The organism is Haemophilus pittmaniae (genome assembly GCF_900186995.1).
GTDB classification, from domain to species: Bacteria; Pseudomonadota; Gammaproteobacteria; order Enterobacterales; family Pasteurellaceae; genus Haemophilus_D; species Haemophilus_D pittmaniae.
Map to the genome: position 1 here is coordinate 123,014 of NZ_LT906463.1, position 20,329 is coordinate 143,342.

The 20,329-nt window shown below is 43.3% G+C and carries 19 protein-coding genes; 15 read left to right on the forward strand and 4 right to left on the reverse strand.

Going from position 1 to position 20,329, the window contains the following annotated elements; genetic code table 11:
- The first annotated feature begins 62 nt into the window (after positions 1–62).
- Genes proC through xerD form a run of 3 tightly spaced genes read left to right on the forward strand, consistent with a single transcriptional unit; the run spans position 63 to position 2,934 of the window.
- Positions 63–878, forward strand: a complete 816-nt coding sequence (gene proC / locus CKV74_RS00560) for a pyrroline-5-carboxylate reductase (protein ID WP_039847731.1) — start codon at positions 63–65, stop codon at positions 876–878.
- Positions 878–2,041: a 3-phenylpropionate MFS transporter gene (locus CKV74_RS00565; protein ID WP_095177122.1), complete on the forward strand. Its 1,164-nt coding sequence runs from the start codon at positions 878–880 to the stop codon at positions 2,039–2,041. Before proC ends, CKV74_RS00565 begins: the two co-directional genes overlap by 1 nt.
- On the forward strand, positions 2,041–2,934 hold the full coding sequence (gene xerD / locus CKV74_RS00570) for a site-specific tyrosine recombinase XerD (protein WP_007241827.1): 894 nt from the start codon (positions 2,041–2,043) through the stop codon (positions 2,932–2,934). The genes CKV74_RS00565 and xerD overlap by 1 nt, the downstream gene beginning before the upstream one ends.
- Before the next feature lie 270 nt (positions 2,935–3,204).
- On the opposite strand, the gene groL is transcribed toward xerD, so the two are convergent.
- Together groL and CKV74_RS00580 are read right to left on the reverse strand one after the other, a co-directional pair.
- Positions 3,205–4,851: a chaperonin GroEL gene (gene groL, locus CKV74_RS00575; protein ID WP_095176610.1), complete on the reverse strand. Its 1,647-nt coding sequence runs from the start codon at positions 4,849–4,851 to the stop codon at positions 3,205–3,207.
- Between the two features lie 92 nt (positions 4,852–4,943).
- On the reverse strand, positions 4,944–5,237 hold the full coding sequence (locus CKV74_RS00580; RefSeq protein WP_007241745.1) for a co-chaperone GroES: 294 nt from the start codon (positions 5,235–5,237) through the stop codon (positions 4,944–4,946).
- A gap of 221 nt (positions 5,238–5,458) precedes the next feature.
- Here CKV74_RS00580 and aspA point away from each other — a divergent pair, with 221 nt between their 5' ends.
- Entirely contained in the window at positions 5,459–6,880 is a 1,422-nt protein-coding gene (gene aspA / locus CKV74_RS00585; RefSeq protein ID WP_007241629.1) for an aspartate ammonia-lyase, read from the forward strand.
- Positions 6,881–7,104: 224 nt separating this feature from the next.
- Here the strand turns inward: aspA and uvrA are convergent, their stop codons facing one another.
- Entirely contained in the window at positions 7,105–9,936 is a 2,832-nt protein-coding gene (uvrA, locus tag CKV74_RS00590) for an excinuclease ABC subunit UvrA (protein WP_007241680.1), read from the reverse strand.
- A 156-nt stretch (positions 9,937–10,092) separates the two neighbouring features.
- Between uvrA and ssb the strand changes: the two genes are divergently transcribed.
- The 6 genes from ssb to CKV74_RS00620 all read left to right on the forward strand — a co-directional run bounded on the left by ssb (position 10,093) and on the right by CKV74_RS00620 (position 15,625).
- Entirely contained in the window at positions 10,093–10,578 is a 486-nt protein-coding gene (ssb, locus tag CKV74_RS00595; protein WP_007241594.1) for a single-stranded DNA-binding protein, read from the forward strand.
- A gap of 233 nt (positions 10,579–10,811) precedes the next feature.
- Positions 10,812–11,390 carry an NAD(P)H-dependent oxidoreductase gene (locus tag CKV74_RS00600; protein ID WP_007241540.1) on the forward strand — a complete coding sequence of 193 codons (579 nt, stop codon included), beginning with the start codon at positions 10,812–10,814 and terminating at the stop codon, positions 11,388–11,390.
- A 334-nt stretch (positions 11,391–11,724) separates the two neighbouring features.
- Complete coding sequence (locus tag CKV74_RS00605) at positions 11,725–13,014, forward strand: ATP-binding protein (RefSeq protein ID WP_095176612.1); 1,290 nt, start codon at positions 11,725–11,727, stop codon at positions 13,012–13,014.
- A 70-nt stretch (positions 13,015–13,084) separates the two neighbouring features.
- Positions 13,085–14,485: an SIR2 family protein gene (locus CKV74_RS00610; RefSeq protein WP_095177123.1), complete on the forward strand. Its 1,401-nt coding sequence runs from the start codon at positions 13,085–13,087 to the stop codon at positions 14,483–14,485.
- Between the two features lie 2 nt (positions 14,486–14,487).
- A complete protein-coding gene (locus CKV74_RS00615; RefSeq protein WP_007241627.1) occupies positions 14,488–14,982 on the forward strand; it encodes a TIR domain-containing protein in 495 nt (164 codons plus the stop codon).
- A gap of 16 nt (positions 14,983–14,998) precedes the next feature.
- Positions 14,999–15,625, forward strand: a complete 627-nt coding sequence (locus tag CKV74_RS00620) for a TIR domain-containing protein (RefSeq protein WP_007241620.1) — start codon at positions 14,999–15,001, stop codon at positions 15,623–15,625.
- Positions 15,626–15,651: 26 nt separating this feature from the next.
- On the opposite strand, the gene CKV74_RS00625 is transcribed toward CKV74_RS00620, so the two are convergent.
- Complete coding sequence (locus tag CKV74_RS00625) at positions 15,652–16,542, reverse strand: LysR family transcriptional regulator (RefSeq protein WP_007241728.1); 891 nt, start codon at positions 16,540–16,542, stop codon at positions 15,652–15,654.
- 177 nt (positions 16,543–16,719) lie between these two features.
- On the opposite strand from CKV74_RS00625, the gene CKV74_RS00630 reads away from it, so the two are divergent.
- The 5 genes from CKV74_RS00630 (at position 16,720) to CKV74_RS00655 (ending at position 20,290) form a co-directional block, all read left to right on the forward strand.
- Entirely contained in the window at positions 16,720–17,298 is a 579-nt protein-coding gene (locus CKV74_RS00630; RefSeq protein ID WP_007241562.1) for an NAD(P)H-dependent oxidoreductase, read from the forward strand.
- Positions 17,299–17,497: 199 nt separating this feature from the next.
- Positions 17,498–17,998, forward strand: a complete 501-nt coding sequence (locus tag CKV74_RS00640; RefSeq protein WP_197691636.1) for an OsmC family protein — start codon at positions 17,498–17,500, stop codon at positions 17,996–17,998.
- Positions 17,999–18,090: 92 nt separating this feature from the next.
- Positions 18,091–18,426, forward strand: coding sequence for a thioredoxin family protein (locus CKV74_RS00645; RefSeq protein WP_007241657.1), 336 nt, complete (start codon positions 18,091–18,093; stop codon positions 18,424–18,426).
- A 267-nt stretch (positions 18,427–18,693) separates the two neighbouring features.
- Positions 18,694–19,005 (forward strand): ArsR/SmtB family transcription factor, encoded by a 312-nt coding sequence (locus CKV74_RS00650; RefSeq protein ID WP_007241804.1) that lies wholly within the window; start codon positions 18,694–18,696, stop codon positions 19,003–19,005.
- A 73-nt stretch (positions 19,006–19,078) separates the two neighbouring features.
- Positions 19,079–20,290: an NADH:flavin oxidoreductase/NADH oxidase family protein gene (locus CKV74_RS00655; protein ID WP_007241529.1), complete on the forward strand. Its 1,212-nt coding sequence runs from the start codon at positions 19,079–19,081 to the stop codon at positions 20,288–20,290.
- Positions 20,291–20,329: the final 39 nt, after the last annotated feature.

Sequence of the window (20,329 nt, forward strand, 5' to 3'; positions counted from 1 at the left end):
CTTTAAGGTTATCGGGTAAAATGGGCGGCAATTTTAACCTTAGAATACAGGCAGGGCAAATCATGCAACAGCGTACAATCACTTTTATCGGCGGCGGCAATATGGCGCAAGCCATTATTTTAGGCTTGTTAAAACAGGGCTATCCTGCTGCCTTATTGGGAGTGAGCGATCCGAGTGCGGAAAAACGCGCCTATTTTGCCGCCCTTGGCCTGCGCACCTATACGGATAACCTAAGCGCGGTGGCGGAAGCCGAAGTTGTCTTATTGGCGGTGAAACCACAGGTGCTGACGGAAGTTTGCGCGCCCTTTGCTGCGTTGGACTTTAGTCAAAAATTATTGATTTCAATTGCTGCCGGTATTAATACCGCCCGCTTGGCACAATTAATTCCTTCCGTGCAAGCCATTGTGCGGGTGATGCCGAATACCCCGGCACTGGTTGGCGAAGGCATGGCCGGACTCTTTGCTGCAACGCAAACGGCACAACCGGATCGTGATTTTGCCGCGGAATTGCTTTCTGCCGTGGGCGATATTCTGTGGGTGAAGGATGAAGCGCAAATGCATGCAGTTACCGCGGCTTCAGGGAGCAGCCCGGCTTATTTCTTCCTCTTTTTAGAAGCCATGCAACACAATTTAATCGAGCAAGGTTTGAATGCCGAAGAGGCTCGCCATTTGGTGCAACAGGCGATGTTCGGTTCAGCCAAAATGGTGTTGGAAAATCCGCAATTAGACTTAGCCACCCTGCGTCAAAATGTCACCTCTAAGGGCGGCACCACCGCCGCCGCCTTAGCGGTATTTGAACAACAACAATTTCAACAAACCGTACAGCAAGCCATGGCCGCCTGTATTGCCCGTTCACAAGAAATGGAAAGTCAATGCTAATGCGTATCTCCCCATTCAATTGGCTCGCTTTGAGCTTTTTGGGCTATTACTGCGCCTACGGCGTATTTTTACCGTTATTTCCTGCCTGGCTGAAACAGCAAGCCTATGATGCGGAAACCATCGGCCTGTTATTGGCGAGCGCCTATGTATTTCGCTTTATCGGCGGTATTTTCTTCTCCGGTTTGATTAAACGCGCCTCCGGCCTGATTCGCACCTTGCGCTATTTGGCCTGGGCTGGCTGTCTTACGATGCTATTGATGGGCTGGTTTTCCCACTCCTTTATATTGTTGTTCGGCGGACTAATGCTATTTTCAATGGTTAATGCCGCCGGTATGCCAATTGGCGATAGTTTGGCCACCACTTGGCAACAACAAATTGGTCTGGATTATGGCAAAGTCCGCTTGATTGGGTCGGCTGCATTCGTGGTGGGCGTGGTGCTCTTTGGGCAAGTTGTCGGTTACTTGGGCGAATCGACCATTCCTTGGATTATCGCCACTTTATTGGCACTCAATGGGATATTGCAATTACTCCAACCGCAACCGATGCCGCTGGATATTACGGGCAAGGCTCATGAAGCTTCCATTGGCTTTGTAACCCTCTTAAAAGATCCCACCACAACCCGCCTATTGTTGGCGATTGCACTTATTCAAGGCTCCCATGCAGCCTATTACGCCTACAGCGTACTGTATTGGCAAAGCCTTGGGATTAGCGTTTCGGTAACCGGTTTGTTGTGGGGCTTAAGTGTCATTGCAGAAATCGCGCTGTTTTTTTTCTCTTCCCGGTTATTTAAAAATACCTCCGTCACCCGACTATTTTATATCACCGGGATTGCTTCCATTGTGCGCTGGCTGTGCTTCCCTTATGCCGATGTATTATGGGAAATTGCGCTGCTGCAATGTATGCACAGTCTCACCTATGTAGTAGGACACTATGCCACCGTGCGCTATATTTCCACCCGACCGCAGGGGCACATTGCCAAACTACAAGGGCTGTATAACGCCATTGCCGCCTGTGCAGCCATTGCCTTGTTGACCGCCTTAAGCGGTGTACTCTACCCGATTCAACCGGCCTACGCCTTTGCTGCCATGGCTGCCTCGGCCGCCTTAGGTCTACTTATCACACCGCGTCGGGTGAAGGGCTTTTTGTTGCGCGAGGTGAACTAATGAATAATTTGGTGCTGATGGATTTATTCCTGAACGAATATTGGATTGAAAAAGGCCTATCTGAAAATACCGTACAATCCTATCGTTTGGATTTAACCGCGCTGTGCCAATGGTTGGAAAGCCAAAATCTGACTTTGGAAACTTGTGATGGTGTGGATCTTCAACAATTTTTAGGTGAACGCTTACAACAGGGTTATAAAGCCACCAGTACCGCACGTTTACTGAGCGCCATGCGTAAGCTGTTTCAATATTTGTATCGGGAAAAATATCGAGATGATGATCCCAGTGCGATTCTCAGCTCACCGCGCCTGCCCGGACGCCTCCCCAAATATCTTAGTGAACAACAGGTGGCGGATTTGTTAAATACGCCAAGCATTGATGTGCCGCTGGAATTGCGCGACAAAGCCATGCTGGAATTGCTATATGCCACGGGATTGCGGGTATCGGAATTGGTCGGCCTTACCATTGAAAATATTGGTTTGGAACAGGGCGTAGTGCGAGTTATCGGGAAAGGTAATAAGGAACGGATTGTGCCAATGGGCGAAGAAGCCGCGTTTTGGTTGCAGCAGTTTATCGCTTACGGACGGCCGTTATTATTAAACGGACAAAGTTCCGATGTGGTTTTCCCAAGTCTACGTGGCCAACAAATGACCCGACAAACCTTTTGGCATCGCGTCAAACATTATGCCGTACTGGCTGGCATTGATAGTGAAGCACTTTCCCCGCACGTATTACGCCATGCCTTCGCCACCCATTTAGTCAATCACGGTGCGGATCTGCGCGTGGTACAAATGCTGCTCGGACACAGCGATTTATCCACCACACAAATCTATACCCATGTCGCTAAAGAACGTCTCAAACGCCTACACGAACGCTTCCACCCACGCGGTTGATTTCGCTAATGCAAGGGGAAAGAAGGACTCGTATAAAAAACCTATCCCTACGAATCGCATAATTTTGAACCGAATCGCAAAAAAACCTTAGGGACAGACTTTATGTCTGTCCTTTGTGCGATGATAAAAGATTATGGGGGATTTTAGAACGCCCTATCAAAAATCAGAGTTTTTGCCAAAATAGCATGTAACCCATTGATTTTATTGATATTCGATTAAAAACAAAAAAATGCGACCCGAAGGTCGCATTTTTGTTTGGAGCAGGGGAAATTACATCATTCCGCCCATGCCTCCCATTCCGCCCATGCCGGCGCCGCCTAGGTCGGCTTTGTCATCTTTCGGTAGGTCGGTCACCATACATTCGGTGGTGATCATTAGACCTGCGATAGATGCAGCAAATTGTAATGCGGAGCGGGTTACTTTAGTTGGATCCAAGATACCCATTTCGATCATATCGCCGTATTGTTCGGTCGCGGCGTTATAACCGAAGTTACCTTCGCCATTTTTCACTGCGCTAGCTACCACCGATGCTTCTTCACCGGCGTTGGAAACGATTTGACGTAATGGGGCTTCCATTGCACGTAATGCCAATTTGATACCCACATTTTGTTCTTCGTTGTCGCCTTTTAAGCTGCCGGCAACTTTCGCTGCTGCGCGGACTAAGGCCACACCACCACCGGCAACAATACCTTCTTCAACCGCTGCACGGGTGGCGTGTAATGCGTCATCCACACGGTCTTTTTTCTCTTTCATCGCCACTTCGGTCGCTGCACCTACTTTGATTACTGCTACACCGCCGGCTAATTTAGCCACACGCTCTTGTAGTTTTTCTTTATCGTAATCAGAAGTAGATTCTTCGATTTGTTGACGAATTTGCAATACACGGCCTTTGATTTGTTCTTCATCACCGATACCATCAATGATAGTGGTATTGTCTTTGTTGATTACTACGCGTTTAGCTTGACCTAAATCTTCTAATGTCGCTTTTTCAAGTTCCATACCGATTTCTTCAGAAATCACGGTACCTGCAGTTAAGATCGCAATATCTTGTAACATTGCTTTACGACGATCACCAAAGCCCGGCGCTTTTACTGCAGCCACTTTCACGATACCGCGCATAGTGTTCACCACTAAGGTAGCTAAGGCTTCGCCTTCAACATCTTCAGCAATAATCAATAATGGTTTACCGGCTTTCGCTACGCCTTCAAGTACCGGTAGCAATTCACGGATATTGCTGATTTTTTTGTCCACTAACAGGATGTATGGGTTATCCAATTCAACGGTAGCCGCTTCCGGTTTGTTGATGAAGTATGGAGAAAGGTAACCACGGTCAAATTGCATCCCTTCAACAACCGCTAATTCATCTTCCAAGCCGGTACCATCTTCTACGGTAATCACGCCTTCTTTACCAACTTTTTCCATCGCTTGAGCAATTAATTGACCAACGATGTTATCGCTGTTCGCGGAAATCGTACCCACTTGTTCGATTTCTTTGGAGGTTTCGCAAGGTTTGGAAAGGGATTTTAATTCTTCCACTACGGCATTTACCGCTTTGTCGATACCGCGTTTTAAATCCATTGGATTCATGCCTGCGGCAACTGCTTTTAAGCCTTCGTTTACAATAGCTTGCGCCAATACGGTTGCGGTAGTAGTACCATCACCGGCTGCATCATTCGCTTTAGAAGCCACTTCTTTCACCATTTGTGCGCCCATATTTTCGAATTTATCTTCTAATTCGATTTCACGTGCAACGGATACGCCATCTTTGGTGATGGTCGGTGCGCCAAAGGATTTATCTAAAATCACATTACGGCCTTTTGGACCTAGAGTGACTTTAACTGCATCGGCTAATACGTTTACGCCGTTTAACATTTTTACGCGGGCTTCATTGCCAAATTTTACGTCTTTTGCTGCCATTTTTAATTTTCCTTTTCTTTGTCGAAGCGGCTTTAATACCGCCTAATATTCATTACAAGGTAAACCCGACACGGTGTCGGATTAGGGGCTTTCTATTCTTCTACGATAGCTAAGATATCGTCTTCAGAAACGATTAAAACTTCTTCACCATCGATTTTTTCGGTTTTTGCACCGTAACCGTCGTTAAAGATAACGGTATCGCCCACTTTAACGTGCATCGGATGAACACTACCATTATCCAAAATGCGACCAGCGCCTACCGCTAATACTTTGGCACGGGTGGATTTGGTTGCGGCAGAACCGGTTAATACGATGCCACCGGCAGAACGGGTTTCAACTTCTTCACGTTTTAAAATCACTTTGTCATGTAACGGACGAATTTTCATTGGAATTTCCTTCTAGTAAAAATAAAAGCAGACACTATATAGGGGGGATTCAATAGCCTTTCAAGGGTTGCTAAAAAATTTTTCGCAATAAAAAAACTAATGCGAAAAATGAAAATATGTCTTACTCGCTTGGGATTAAATGTGATCCATGTCAAGTTTATTTTGTACTCGACTCCCTATAATGCCCCCGAATTTTTGATTAACCATAAAGGGTGATTACCATGACAGAACAATACAGAACCGAAGTTGATTTATTGGGTGAACGCGAAGTGCCAGCTGATGCATACTGGGGCATCCATACATTGAGAGCGGTTGAGAATTTTAATATTTCCAATGTGACTATTTCCGATGTGCCGGAATTTGTACGCGGTATGGTCATGGTGAAAAAAGCGACTGCTTTGGCCAATGGTGAATTAGGTGCAATCCCAAGCGATATCGCAAAAGCAATTGTGGATGCCTGTGATGAAATCTTAACAACCGGTAAATGTTTAGATCAATTCCCGTCTGATGTGTATCAAGGCGGTGCCGGTACTTCCGTTAATATGAACACCAACGAAGTTGTAGCCAACTTAGCCTTAGAAAAAATCGGTCATAAAAAAGGCGAATACAATGTGATTAACCCAATGGATCACGTAAACGCCAGCCAATCTACCAACGATGCCTACCCTACCGGTTTCCGTATCGCAGTATACAACAGCATTTTGAAACTCATCGAAAAAATCCAATATTTGCATGATGGTTTCGATAATAAAGCAAAAGAATTTGCCAAAATCTTAAAAATGGGTCGTACCCAATTACAAGATGCGGTTCCGATGACCGTAGGCCAAGAATTCAAAGCCTTTGCTGTGCTTTTAGAAGAAGAAGTGCGCAACTTAAACCGCACCGCCAAATTATTACTTGAAGTGAACCTTGGTGCGACTGCAATCGGTACAGGTTTAAACACCCCACAAGGCTACACCGAACTAGCCGTAAAACGTCTTGCTGAAGTGACCGGTTTACCTTGCGTACCGGCTGATAACCTAATCGAAGCAACCTCCGACTGTGGTGCTTATGTAATGGTACATGGTGCGTTAAAACGTACTGCAGTGAAACTCTCTAAAGTATGTAACGACTTACGTTTACTTTCTTCCGGTCCACGTGCTGGTTTGAAAGAAATCAACTTACCTGAATTACAAGCCGGTTCCTCTATCATGCCAGCTAAAGTAAATCCGGTCGTGCCTGAAGTTGTTAACCAAGTGTGCTTTAAAGTGATCGGTAACGATACCACCATCACCTTCGCCTCCGAAGCAGGTCAATTACAATTAAACGTAATGGAACCGGTGATTGGTCAAGCGATGTTCGAATCTATCGATATCTTAACCAACGCTTGTGTGAACCTACGCGATAAATGTGTGGACGGTATCACCGTAAACAAAGAAATCTGTGAAAACTTCGTATTCAACTCCATCGGTATCGTGACCTACTTGAACCCATTCATCGGTCACCACAACGGCGACTTAGTGGGTAAAATCTGTGCTCAAACCGGTCGTGGCGTACGTGAAGTTGTGTTAGAGAAAGGCTTGCTCACTCAAGAACAATTGGATGATATCCTATCCGTTGAAAACTTGATGAACCCAACCTATAAAGCCAAATTGAATAAATAATTCAAGGACATCAAATACAAGACCGCATCCATTGGATGCGGTCTTTTTTATGGGTAAATGTCCTTTTTTGACAGACGGTATGTTTCAAACGCCCCTATGAAAATTGGAGTTTTTGCTAAAAACGCATGTAACCCATTGATTTTATTAGAATTGATTTAAAAACCGATTATTATCACGTTTCTCCATAAAAAAGCAGGCATTACGCCTGCTTCTATTTATTATTCTCAGCCTTTTGCCAAAATTGGTTTTAAGAAACGTGCGGTATGCGAACCTTCTACTGTGGCCACCTCTTCCGGCGTTCCTTCAGCGATGATTTGACCACCGCCACTACCGCCCTCCGGACCAAGATCAACGATCCAGTCAGCTGTTTTGATCACATCCAAGTTATGCTCAATCACCACAATGGTATTGCCCTGATTACGTAAACGATGCAACACTTCCAGCAATTGTTTGATATCGGCAAAATGCAAACCGGTGGTCGGTTCATCCAAAATATACAAGGTTTTACCGGTATCCCGTTTGGATAATTCCGTCGCCAATTTCACCCGCTGCGCTTCCCCACCGGATAAGGTTGTCGAGGATTGTCCCAAGCGAATATAGGACAGGCCAACATCCATTAGCGTTTGTAATTTACGGGCAATCATCGGAATCGCATCAAAGAATTCACGTGCCTCTTCCACGGTCATATCCAATACTTGATGAATGGTTTTACCTTTATAACGGATTTCCAAGGTTTCGCGGTTATAACGCTTGCCCTTACATTGATCACAAGGCACATAAACATCCGGTAAAAAGTGCATTTCTACTTTAATCACGCCATCGCCCTGACAGGCTTCACAGCGACCGCCACGTACGTTAAAACTAAAACGCCCCGGATTATAGCCACGCGCACGCGCTTCCGGCACCCCGGCAAACAGTTCGCGGATTGGCGTAAACAATCCGGTGTAAGTCGCCGGGTTAGAGCGTGGCGTCCGGCCAATTGGACTTTGATCGATATCGATCACCTTGTCAAAATGCTCAAGACCTTCAATCGATTTATAAGGAGCAAAATCCGTTTTATCCGCGCGGTTTAAGGCATTTTGCGCCAACGGGAATAAGGTATCATTGATTAGGGTCGATTTCCCCGAACCCGACACCCCTGTGATACAAGTGAAAAGCCCAACCGGAATACGGAGATCCACCGCTTTTAGATTGTTACCGGTCGCACCTTTTAATTGCAGTATTTTCTTTTTATCGATTTTCGTGCGCTGATGGGGAATTTCAATTTTTTCTGTACCGGACAAATAGCGACCGGTGATCGATTGTGGATTCGCCATAATTTGTGCGGCGTTACCTTCGGCAATTACCTGTCCACCATGCACCCCGGCACCGGGGCCGATGTCGATAATATGATCGGCGGCACGAATTGCATCTTCATCGTGTTCCACGACGATCACTGTATTTCCCAAATTACGCAGATGGATCAAGGTATCCAACAAACGTTCGTTATCCCGTTGATGTAAGCCGATGGACGGTTCATCCAACACATACATGACGCCGACCAATCCGGCACCGATTTGACTAGCCAAGCGAATACGCTGTGCTTCACCACCCGATAGGGTTTCCGCCGAACGGGATAAGGAAAGATAATTCAAGCCAACGTTCACCAAAAATTGCAGGCGTTCACGGATCTCTTTCAGAATTTTCTCAGCAATTTGCGCTTTTTGTCCGGTTAGAGATAGCGCATGGAAAAATTCTAAACTTTCGCCAATGCTTTTTTCTGAAATTTGCGGCAGATTGGTTTCCCCAATATACACGTGGCGGGCTTCCGGCCGTAGACGTGAGCCACCACAATCGGCACAAGGACGATTGCTAATATTCTTGGCCAACTCTTCACGCACCGCTAAAGATTCGGTTTCTTTATAGCGGCGCGCCATATTATTCAAAATGCCTTCAAAAGGATGCTTGCGGGTTACCGTATCGCCACGATCATTGACATATTGAAAAGCAATATCCTCTTTACCGGAACCATGCATTAATACATGGCGAATGTGCTCCGGCAGCTGTTCATACGGGGTTTCTATATCAAAATCATAATGTTTAGCGAGGGAAAGTAGCATTTGGTAATAATAGAAATGACGACGATCCCAGCCCTTGACTGCCCCACTGGCCAAGGAAATGCTCGGATTCTGGATTACCCGTTGTTCATCGAAATATTGCTGAATCCCCAAACCATCACAGGTTGGGCAAGCCCCTGCAGGATTATTGAAGGAAAATAAACGCGGCTCTAATTCAGGAATCGAATAACCACAATGCGGACAAGCAAAATTAGCGGAGAACACCAACTCCTCTGCGGATTTGTCATCCATATCCGCCACCACTGCCGTACCACCGGAGAGTTCTAAGGCTGTCTCAAAGGATTCCGCCAAACGTTGGGCTAAATCCTCCCGCACTTTAAAACGATCCACTACGACTTCAATGGTATGCTTTTTCTGTAATTCCAGTTTCGGGGGATCTGATAAATCGCAGATTTCACCATCAATACGGGCGCGGATATACCCTTGAGCAGCAATATTCTCAAGGATCTTAAGATGTTCCCCTTTACGATTTTTTACCACCGGTGCCAACAACATCATTTTGCTATCCGCCGGTAAACTCAATACCTTATCCACCATTTGGCTGATGGTTTGTGCGGTGAGCGGAATATTATGAGTTGGACAGCGCGGTTCCCCCACGCGGGCAAACAAAAGACGTAAATAATCGTAGATCTCAGTAATCGTACCCACCGTTGAACGTGGGTTGTGCGAAGTGGATTTTTGCTCAATCGAGATGGCCGGTGAAAGCCCCTCAATAGCATCCACATCAGGTTTTTCCATTAGGGACAAAAATTGTCTGGCATAGGCAGAAAGGGATTCCACATAACGGCGTTGACCTTCCGCATACAGCGTATCAAAGGCCAACGAGGATTTACCCGAGCCGGAAAGGCCGGTAATGACAATCAGTTTATCGCGAGGAATGGTGAGATTAATATTTTTCAGATTATGGGTGCGGGCGCCCCGAATATCGATAGTGTCCATAAAGATCCAAGATTCAAAAAGAAATGTCAAAATTGCGAGGATTATCGCACATTTCAATATCTGTGCAAATATCCAGTTAATCACTCTAGATTTATTAGGGATTTTCAGGCAGAATAGCGCGCAATTTTAACCTAATTAATCAGAATAGAGGATTTTATGGCAGGTATTAATAAAGTAATTATCGTGGGTAATTTAGGTAACGATCCCGAAGTGCGCACCATGCCGAACGGCGATGCTGTTGCGAACATCAGCGTAGCAACCAGTGAAAGCTGGACTGACCGTAACACCGGTGAACGTCGCGAAGTGACCGAATGGCACCGCATCGTATTTTTCCGTCGTCAAGCGGAAGTCTGTGGTGAATACCTGCGTAAGGGCTCTCAAGTGTACGTAGAAGGCCGCTTAAAAACCCGTAAATGGCAAGATCAAAACGGCCAAGATCGCTACACCACCGAAATTCAAGGCGATGTATTACAAATGTTAGGCGGTCGTCAAAACGCTGGTGACTTCCAACAAAGCGCCCCATCCTACGGTGCACCAAATAGCCAACCTAGCTATCAAGCTCGCCCAGCAGCTAAACCTGCTGCAGCACCACAACCGGCAGCTGAACCACCAATGGATTTTGACGACAATATTCCGTTCTAAATTCTATTGATAAGACATCATTTATACATATAAAGCCACTCCTTCGAGTGGCTTTTATTTTAGTCTAAATGCTCCAGTTTCCCGATAATTCCACATTAGAATTCCCCTTACTGCCTATAAATAGCCTAACAAGTAACCATAAAGCGGCCCTCTAAAATGTCTTTTAAAATATAAAGTAAAAATACATAATAGCAGCCCTATTTTTTAGACTTATTTATTTTAGGAGCAAAAAGATGAATATTTTATTATTAGATGGTGGTAAAGATTTTGGCCATTCACATGGAGAGTTAAATCACACTCTTCACAAAAAAGCGAAAGAAGTTTTGACCGCACTTGGACACAATGTAAAAGAAACTGTGATCGATGCCGGCTATGATGTTGAAGCAGAAATCGAAAAATTCTTGTGGATGGATGCTGTAATTTGGCAGATGCCAGGCTGGTGGATGCACGAACCTTGGACGGTGAAAAAATACATAGACGAAGTATTAACCAGTGGACACGGCAAGCTTTACCACAGTGATGGCCGTCATCGTGTTAACCCAACTGAAGGCTACGGCACAGGCGGTTTGTTGCAAGGCAAAAAACACATGCTTTCACTTACTTGGAATGCACCGATTGAAGCGTTTACCCGTGAAGGTGACTTCTTTGAAGGTAAAGGTGTAGATGCTTTATACATGCACTTCCACAAACTCAACGAGTTCATCGGCTTAAGCCGTCTGCCGACATTCTTATGTAACGATGTGATTAAAAATCCACAAGTAGAACAATACTTAGCAGACTACCAAGCACACTTGGAAAAAGTGTTTGGCTAATTACAAAATATTAGTTTAGAAGGTGGGCATTTTTGCTCACCTTTTTTATTTCAAACGCTTATCAAACTTTTTGATAGGGAGGGGAAGATGAATAGACTGAGTTTAGATCACACAAGCGGTCTAATTTTGAACTGAATTTGCAAAAACACCTAAAAATCTGACCGCACTTTGTTATGAAAAAGGCCGTCTGAAAAAAACTTATCCTTCACTTTTAAAAGTGAGTAAACTAACATTTTTTCATTGGGAAAAATGTATAAATATAAACTTATATCGTTAGAAAAAATGTATGCGGTACTGTATAATTAGCCTACATCCCTTGTTTTAGAGAGGCATTATGCAGCGTAAGATCATACAATCCTTAGAAAAGTGGAAGCACAAAACAAACAGAAAACCATTAATTATTCAAGGAGCAAGACAGGTAGGAAAAACCTGGGCGATGAAACACTTTGGCGAGCAATCCTTTGAAAAAGTGGCGTATATCAATTTTGATAATAACCCTCGCATGAAAACGCTATTTTCTGGCGATTATGATATTGATCGCTTAATGCTCGGTTTGAAAATTGAAAGCGGTGTCGATATTCAAGCAGAAAACACCCTGATTATTTTTGATGAAGTACAAGAAGTCCCACAAGCATTATCTTCACTCAAATATTTTTACGAAAATGCACCTCAGTTTTATATCGTCGCGGCAGGTTCATTGCTTGGGGTATCACTACATCATCAAGTCTCTTTTCCTGTCGGCAAAGTGGACTTTCTACCACTTTATCCCATGGATTTTCATGAATTTTTAACCGCACTTGGCAAACAAGATTTGGTGAAATTGCTTGAGCTGAAAGACTGGTCGCTAATTTCAGCCATGAAAACCACTTATATTGATTTACTCCGTTTATATTATTTTGTCGGCGGTATGCCCGAAGCGGTAAAAGTATTTATCGAAACACAAAATGTCGATGAAGTGCGCCAAGTGCAACGTAATTTATTGATGGCGTATGAGCAAGATTTTTCCAAACATATTCACGATGGCCAAACCGTGCAAAAAGTGCGGTCAATTTGGGCTTCCATTCCTGAACAGCTTGCCAAAGAAAATAAAAAATTCATCTATGCTCAGCTACAAAAAGGGGCGAGAAGCAAAGACTATGAAATTGCGCTGCAATGGCTAAAAGACAGCGGCTTAGTGCATAGCGTGCCTCGTGTGAAGAAACCACATTTACCACTTTCCGCTTATCAAGATAACGCCTTTAAATTATATGGCTTAGATGTGGGGCTACTTGCCGCACAAAGCAATTTGGATGCCAGCGTATTGCTAGAAGGTAGCCGTATTTTTACCGAATTTAAAGGCGCTTTAACTGAACAATATATCTTGCAACAATTGATTGCCATGCAAGAAAACCCTGTTTTTTATTGGGCAACTGAAAAAGGCACAGCAGAGGTCGATTTTGTTGTGCAACGTAAGCAAGCAGTGATTCCGATTGAAGTCAAAGCTGAAGAAAATCTAAAAGCGAAAAGTTTGAAAGTGTATGTAGAACAATTTCAGCCTGACCAAGCAATTCGATTTTCCATGGCGGATTATCGGGAACAGGATTGGCTGGTGAATGTGCCGTTGTATGCTACATATTTTATTTAAAAAGCTTGAAAAAGTCCTATTTATCTATATTTCAAGAAAAGTTATCAAACAAAAGAATGAAGAGAGAATTATGAACAAAAAACAGTTTATACGAGAATTGGTTAATGAACTATCTGCAAATAATTTAGCAATTTTTGCTGGGGCTGGATTATCTGTTGCTGCTGGATTCGTGGATTGGAAAGGGTTGCTTAAAGATTTAGCTGAAGAATTAGATTTGAATATTGACAAGGAAGAAAATGATCTAATTTCCTTAGCACAATACTACATTAACGAAAAACAGGGTAATCGTTCTAAAATAAATCAAATCATTTTGAATGAATTTTCTCAACAAGCAGTTCTAACGGAGAACCATAAAATTTTAGCTAGATTACCTATAGATACTTTTTGGACAACCAATTATGATTCAATGATAGAGAATGCTTTAAAAGATGCGGGGAAAGTTGTAGATATAAAACATTGTATAGAACAACTCCCTACATCTGTTCATAAGAGAGATGTTGTAGTTTATAAAATGCATGGTGATGCTTCTCTGCCAAACCAAACAGTCTTAATTAAAGATGATTATGAAAAATTTCATTTGACAAGAAATGATTTTTTTACTGCTCTGCGTGGAGATTTATTAACTAAACGTTTTCTGTTCTTAGGGTTTAGTTTTTCCGATCCTAATATTGACTATATCTTGAGCAGAATCCGCTCATCATATAACGAAAATCAGAAAGAACATTTTTGTATTCTTCGCAAAGTTCAGAAATTACCTGAAGAAAATAAAGCAGACTTTGAATACAGAGAGCGTAAACAAAAACTATTTATCAATGATTTACAAAGAGTAGGGATTAACGTTTTATTGGTTGACAGATATGAGGAAGTTACGGAGATTTTACGTGAGGTGGAACAAACACAAAAACGTAAAACCATCTTTATCTCAGGTGCAGCAGAAGATTATTCTCCTTACTCTCAACAAGACGTTGAAGAATTTGTTTCTTCTCTTTCTCAAGAGATTTTAAAACTAGGATATCGTATTGTTACAGGTTTTGGATTGGGAATAGGTAGTTCAGTTATTTCAGGATCGATAAAATATCTTACAGAACAAAATTTAAAAATAGATGAGGACTATTTGATACTTCGCCCATTTCCCCAAAACAAAGAAGGAAAAGAGTTGTGGTCTGCTTGGCGTGAAGATATGATTTCTTATGCTGGTATCTCTATATTTCTATTTGGAAATAAATCACAAAATGGAGAGATAATTCAATCAAATGGCATGCAAGAAGAGTTTGATATCTCCAAAAGAAATAACAATGTCTTAATTCCCATTGCCAGTACAGGTCATATGGCAAAACAACTTTGGGAAGAAGATATGAGCAAGGAGTGCTCTGAAAATATTGAAACTGAAATGCAGGCACTATCTAAAGAAAATATTCCGTTAGATGAATTAAAATCTAATATTTTGTCAATTTTAAAAAAGGTTAAATAACTATGGCTAGAAAAGTTTTTTATAGCTTTCACTTTGATAACGATGCCTGGCGAGCTGGTCAAGTACGTAATATTGGTGTAGTTGATGGTTCCGAACCGTTAAAAGGTAATCGTTGGGAAGATGTTAAAGCTAAATCTGACAAAGAGATTGAGAAATGGATTAATGATAATCTAAAAGACAAATCTTGCCTTGTTGTTTTAATTGGTTCAGAAACGTCAGAAAAGAAATGGGTAAAGTATGAAATCGAAACAGCTTGGAAACTAGGAAAAGCTGTATGCGGTATATACGTTCATAAATTAAAAGATGCTAATGGAGAACAATCAGATGAAGGAAATAATCCATTTTATTGTTTTACAATAGGCGATAAAAATTTATCTGAGATAGCTCCAGTATTTAAATCTTCATACCTTAGTAGTAAATATGTATATGATGATATAGCAGAGAATATTGAAGATTTAGTTGAAGAAGCAATTTCTGTTAGGGAAGAATATAAATAATTTTAGGAAGTTTATTATGGGAAATAAAGTATTTATTTCATACAAGTATTCTGATGATTCAGTGCAACAATTAAGGCCATATGAATTTTTTCATGTAACAACTGCCCGTGATTATGTGGATATTATTCAAAATAAATTTGATCGAGATGGAATTCATATTAATAAAGGTGAAAAGGATGACGAGAGCTTAACTGAATTTAAAAGCGAAACTATTCGCTCAAAACTAGCGGATAAAATTTTCGATAGCTCTGTTACTATTGTTCTCCTCTCTCCGAATATGAAGGATTCTTGGAAATTAGAGAAAGATCAATGGATACCTTGGGAAATTGCTTATTCATTAAGAAGCAAACGACGTTTAGATAACAGGAGCAAGCGTAATGCAATTTTGTTAGTAGTCTTACCTGATAGATGTGGAAATTATGATTATGTAAATTCATATGGATTTTATTTTGATATTATTAAAAATAACTTAAATAACCTTCATACTCCATATATTGCAGATAAACTAATAAATGGTTGCTCTAATTCATATATATTGAAGTGTAATTGGGCTCAGTTTATTTCTAATCCAAATGCTTGGATAGACGCTGCAATAGAAATTAGAGATAAAGGAGACAAATATAATATCGTAGTAAGACCTTAGTACATATCCAAAAGCCGTCTGAAATTTCAGACGGCTTTTACTTTTAACGCATCCACAATCAACTTAAACACATTGGAATGCCCGCGGCGGCTGGGGTAATAGAGGTAAAGCGGTTCGTAAGTTATAGCATACTCAGGCAACAGCTCGACCAGGTGCCCCGAATTGAGTGCATCCGCTACGCTCATATGTGCTATCCACGCAATGCCAAGGCCGTCTGAAACGGCTTGCAGACGCAGATGATTGTTGGTGGAAAACTGCGATTTGGGCGTGAACGTAATCAGCTCTTTTTTGTATTTGAATTCCCACTGCATCTCCGTGCCGTGTTCAGCGGAGAGTTTTATGCCGATAAGGCGGTGCTGTTGCAGATCATCAATATTTTTCGGTGAACCATGTTGCGCCAAATAATCGGGCGAGGCAACCAATACCATTTTGAGCGGTGCGGAAATTGGCACCGCAATCATCTCTTTCGCTACCTTGTTACCTAACCGAACGCCCATATCAAATCCTTCTTTCACAATATCTGCCCAACGATCGTCCACCACGATTTCCAAGCGGATTTTCGGGTATTGGTTCAAAATCGGCTTTAATTTTGGATACAACACGGCTTCCGCTGCCATCGCCGGGGCGTTGATGCGAATCAATCCCGATGGCGTATTCAAAAAATCATTTAATGCATCGACTTCTTGGTTTATGGCTTGATAAAGTGGGGAAAGTTGGTCGAAAAGCTGCTGCCCGGCTTCGGTCAGCGACACATTGCGTGTAGTGCGGTTGAACAGACGCAGGTTCAGCCGCGTTTCTAAACTTTTCATGCTATGGCTCAACGCCGAAGAAGAAATCCCTAAAAGTTGTCCAGCTTTCACAAAACTCTGCGTTTGCGCCAGTGTTAAAAAATAATTCAGTTCGTTAAAGTTCTGCATTTTCTCTTTAAACTCTCTTTTATTAGTGAATTTAATTCATTACATCATAAAGCTAAACCCTATTTATCTCAATAAAAACAAATCATAAAATGACTGCACTTTCATGAGAGTAAACAGAAGACAATATCCGTAAACATCACATCCTTTTTTTATAAATTATTTATTCTAGGAGTAAAAATGAACATTTTATTATTAAACGGTGGAAAAGAATTCGGCCATTCGCATGGTGAGTTAAACCACACGCTTCACAAAAAAGCAAAAGAAGTTTTGACCGCACTTGGACACAATGTAAAAGAAACTGTGATTGATGCTGGCTATGATATTGAGGCAGAAATCGAAAAATTCTTGTGGATGGATGCCGTGATTTGGCAGATGCCTGTTTGGTGGATGCACGAGCCTTGGACAGTGAAGAAATACATAGACGAAGTATTTATCGCCGGACACGGCAAGCTTTACCACAGTGATGGCCGCCATCGTGTCAGCCCGACCGAAGGATTTGGCACAGGTGGTTTGCTGCATGGCAAAAAACACATGCTTTCGGTTACTTGGAATGCTCCGATTGAAGCATTCACCCGTGAAGGCGACTTTTTTGAAGGAAAAAGCGTGGATGACTTGTACATGCACTTTCATAAACTCAACGAATTCCTCGGTATGAGCCGTTTACCGACATTTATGTGTAACGATGTAATTAAAAATCCACAAGTAGAACAATACTTAGCAGACTATCAAGTACACTTGAAAAAAGTGTTCGGTTAATGATAAAACATCAACTTGAAGCGGTGGGCTTTTGCTCTCAGCGATGAAGACAAAGCCGAAATTGCCAAACTGGACGGCACGTTCGCCGCCATCGTCAATCACGACACGGTGGATAATTTGAAACGCATCTCCGCGTGGAAAATGGGTGCGCAAGTGTAGCGAAAAACCATCTGCAATTCATCATATGAAAGGACAAAACATGATTAACGGGTTAGATATTGAACGTTTCCGAACTACCATGGCAGCGGTTGAAAACGACCATACAAAAGGCAAGGCAGCATTACGCGCCGATTCGCGCTGGGTATCCGGCACGAAGAACGAAATCTCCGTGCGCCGCTTCCCTGCCTTTACCACAGACGAACCGAAAAACATGGGCGGTGAAAACACCGCCCCAAATCCGATGGAATACCTGATCGGCGCTGCGGCAGGCTGCTGCTCCATAGGTTTCGAGTTGCAAGCAGCACAGGCAGGCGTGAAACTGGAACAGTTTGAAATATCCGCAAGGGGCGGTATCGACATGGCCAAACTGTTCGGCATGGAAGATGGCTACGGCGGACTGGATAATCTGGTGCTAACCGTAAAAGTAAAAGCCGACGCCGACCTTCCTACCCTGCAAAATTTCGCCGACCGCTCAGCCGCCACCTCCCCAGTGTTGAACAGCCTGAAAGCGCGGGCAAAAGTGGTTGTGGAAAAAATCTAGACGACTCAAACCGTTTTCTTGTTTTCATTTCGTTGAAAGCCCCTTTTCTAGACAACTTGAAACGTGCTTAATCGCTCAAAGGAGTACATGACATGCAACAACTGCACACTCTGAAAGACATCGAACAGGCCATCGCCACACACCCTTTAGTATCACTGTACATCAAAGCCCCAATCTGCGGTGTTTGTACGGTCGTGGCCGCCCAGCTTGACTCAGCTTTGGCGGTGGAAGGAAATGTGTATGCCGTAAAAGCCGATATTGCTGAAATACCCGAAATGGCCGGGCGTTTCCACGTGCTGACCGCACCTGCATGGCTGCTGTTTTATCAAGGCAAGGAAGTAGAACGGATGGCCCGCTTCATCCCTCAGGCACAGATGAAGCAGACATTGGCAAAATGGACAAAAATAGCAGAAAGCGGACATCAGTAACCGGTCTATCAATGTTTCAGACGGCTGCGGTCTTGATAATGATGCAAGTGGTCAAGTTTTTAAGATGATTTGCAAAACACTTAAAAATTTGACCGCTCTTTATTACGAAAAAGGTCGTCTGAAACGGCTTGCAGACTGAGATAATGATTGATGAAACGCTGTGATTTGTACACTAAAACCATCTTCTAAAAATTCCCTTTGACATTCTCCATCTTTCCTAATAAGATGCGTTCAAGTTTTTAAACATATAAACTCAAGAAGCCAAATATGCCGCAACAAACGATGAATTTAATGCGCGAGTGCATTCCCATCTTTACCGTGTTGAGTGATGAAAACCGCCATCAAATCCTGCATGTATTGTGGGAACACGGCAGGATGAATGTGAATGAGCTGACCGAGCATCTGCATCTGTCGCGTCCTGCGGTGTCGCATCATTTGAAAATTATGCTGCAAGCCGGAGCGGTGGCAGTGGAGCAGGTCGGCAAAGAGCGGTTTTACAGTATTGCCATGGCGGATGCGGTGGCGAGGTTGAAACAGCTTGCCGATTTGATGGCTCAAAATTGCCCGCTTTCAAAATAGGGTTATCCGTTAACCCTTTATTTTTACTTAAATACGTTTACATTTTTAAACTTATCAACTTAAAGGAACGATTATGTTATTCACTTCATTCACTTTTCCAAACGGCAAAACTGCTAAAAACCGTATCTTCAAATCTGCCATGGAAGAGCAACTTGCCCAAAACGACCAGCCGTCTGAAAAACTTGTCCGCCTCTACGGCACTTGGGCAAAAGGCGGTGCGGGCGTTTTGGTTACGGGCAATGTGATGGTCGCCGAAAGCGGCAAAGGTTCAATAAACGATGTGGTGATTTCAGACGACCGCAGCCTTGAGATGCTGAAAAAATGGGCGAAAGCTGGCACACAGAATGACACATTACTCATCATGCAAATCAATCATGCGGGCAAACAGTCGCCTGCGGTGGTCAATAAAACGCCGCTTGCACCGAGCGCCGTACCGTTGGTGGGCATGGATGGCTTTATCAATCCGCCGCGTGAATTGAGTGCCGATGAAATCAACGGGCTGATTCAGCAATTCGTGCAAACCGCGAAAATTGCCGAACAGTCAGGCTTTTCAGGCGTACAAATTCACGCCGCACACGGCTATCTCATCAGCCAATTCCTCTCGCCACACCACAACCGCCGCCAAGACCAATGGGGAGGCAGTTTGGAAAATCGTATGCCCTTCCTTTTGGAAACCTACACCGCCATCCGCGCTACCGTTGGCAAAGATTTCTTGGTTGGCGTAAAACTCAATTCGGCGGATTTCCAAAAAGGCGGTTTTGATGAAAGCGAATCGGTGCAAGTGGTACAAAAACTGTCGAAAATGGGCATTGATTTTATTGAAGTTTCCGGTGGCAACTACGAAAGCCCGCAAATGCTAGCCGCCAAAGACAGCACCCGCAAACGCGAAGCCTTCTTCATCGATTACGCCGAAAAAGCCCGTGCAGTGAGCCAAGTTCCATTGATTATTACCGGTGGCTTCCGTTCGCAAACCGCCATGGAAGACGCCTTATCCAGCGGCCATTTGGATTTGGTAGGTGTTGCCCGTCCGTTTGCCTTAGTGCCTGATTTAGCAAACCAAATGCAAAATGGCACCTACCAAACCGTGCAAACCGACCGCATCAAAACAGGCGTAGCGTTGGTTGATAAAAAAGCAGGTGCAATGTTAGAAATGAACTGGTATATGACGCAAATGGACTTCATTGGCCAAGGCAAACAGCCTGATCCCAAATTGTCAGCGTGGAAAGTTTTACTGAAAACTTTGTGGGAAAATGGCAAAGCAGGGTTAAGTACGGGAAGAGCTTGATGGAGTAAGCGGTCAAGTTTTGAAGAGCATTTGCAAAAA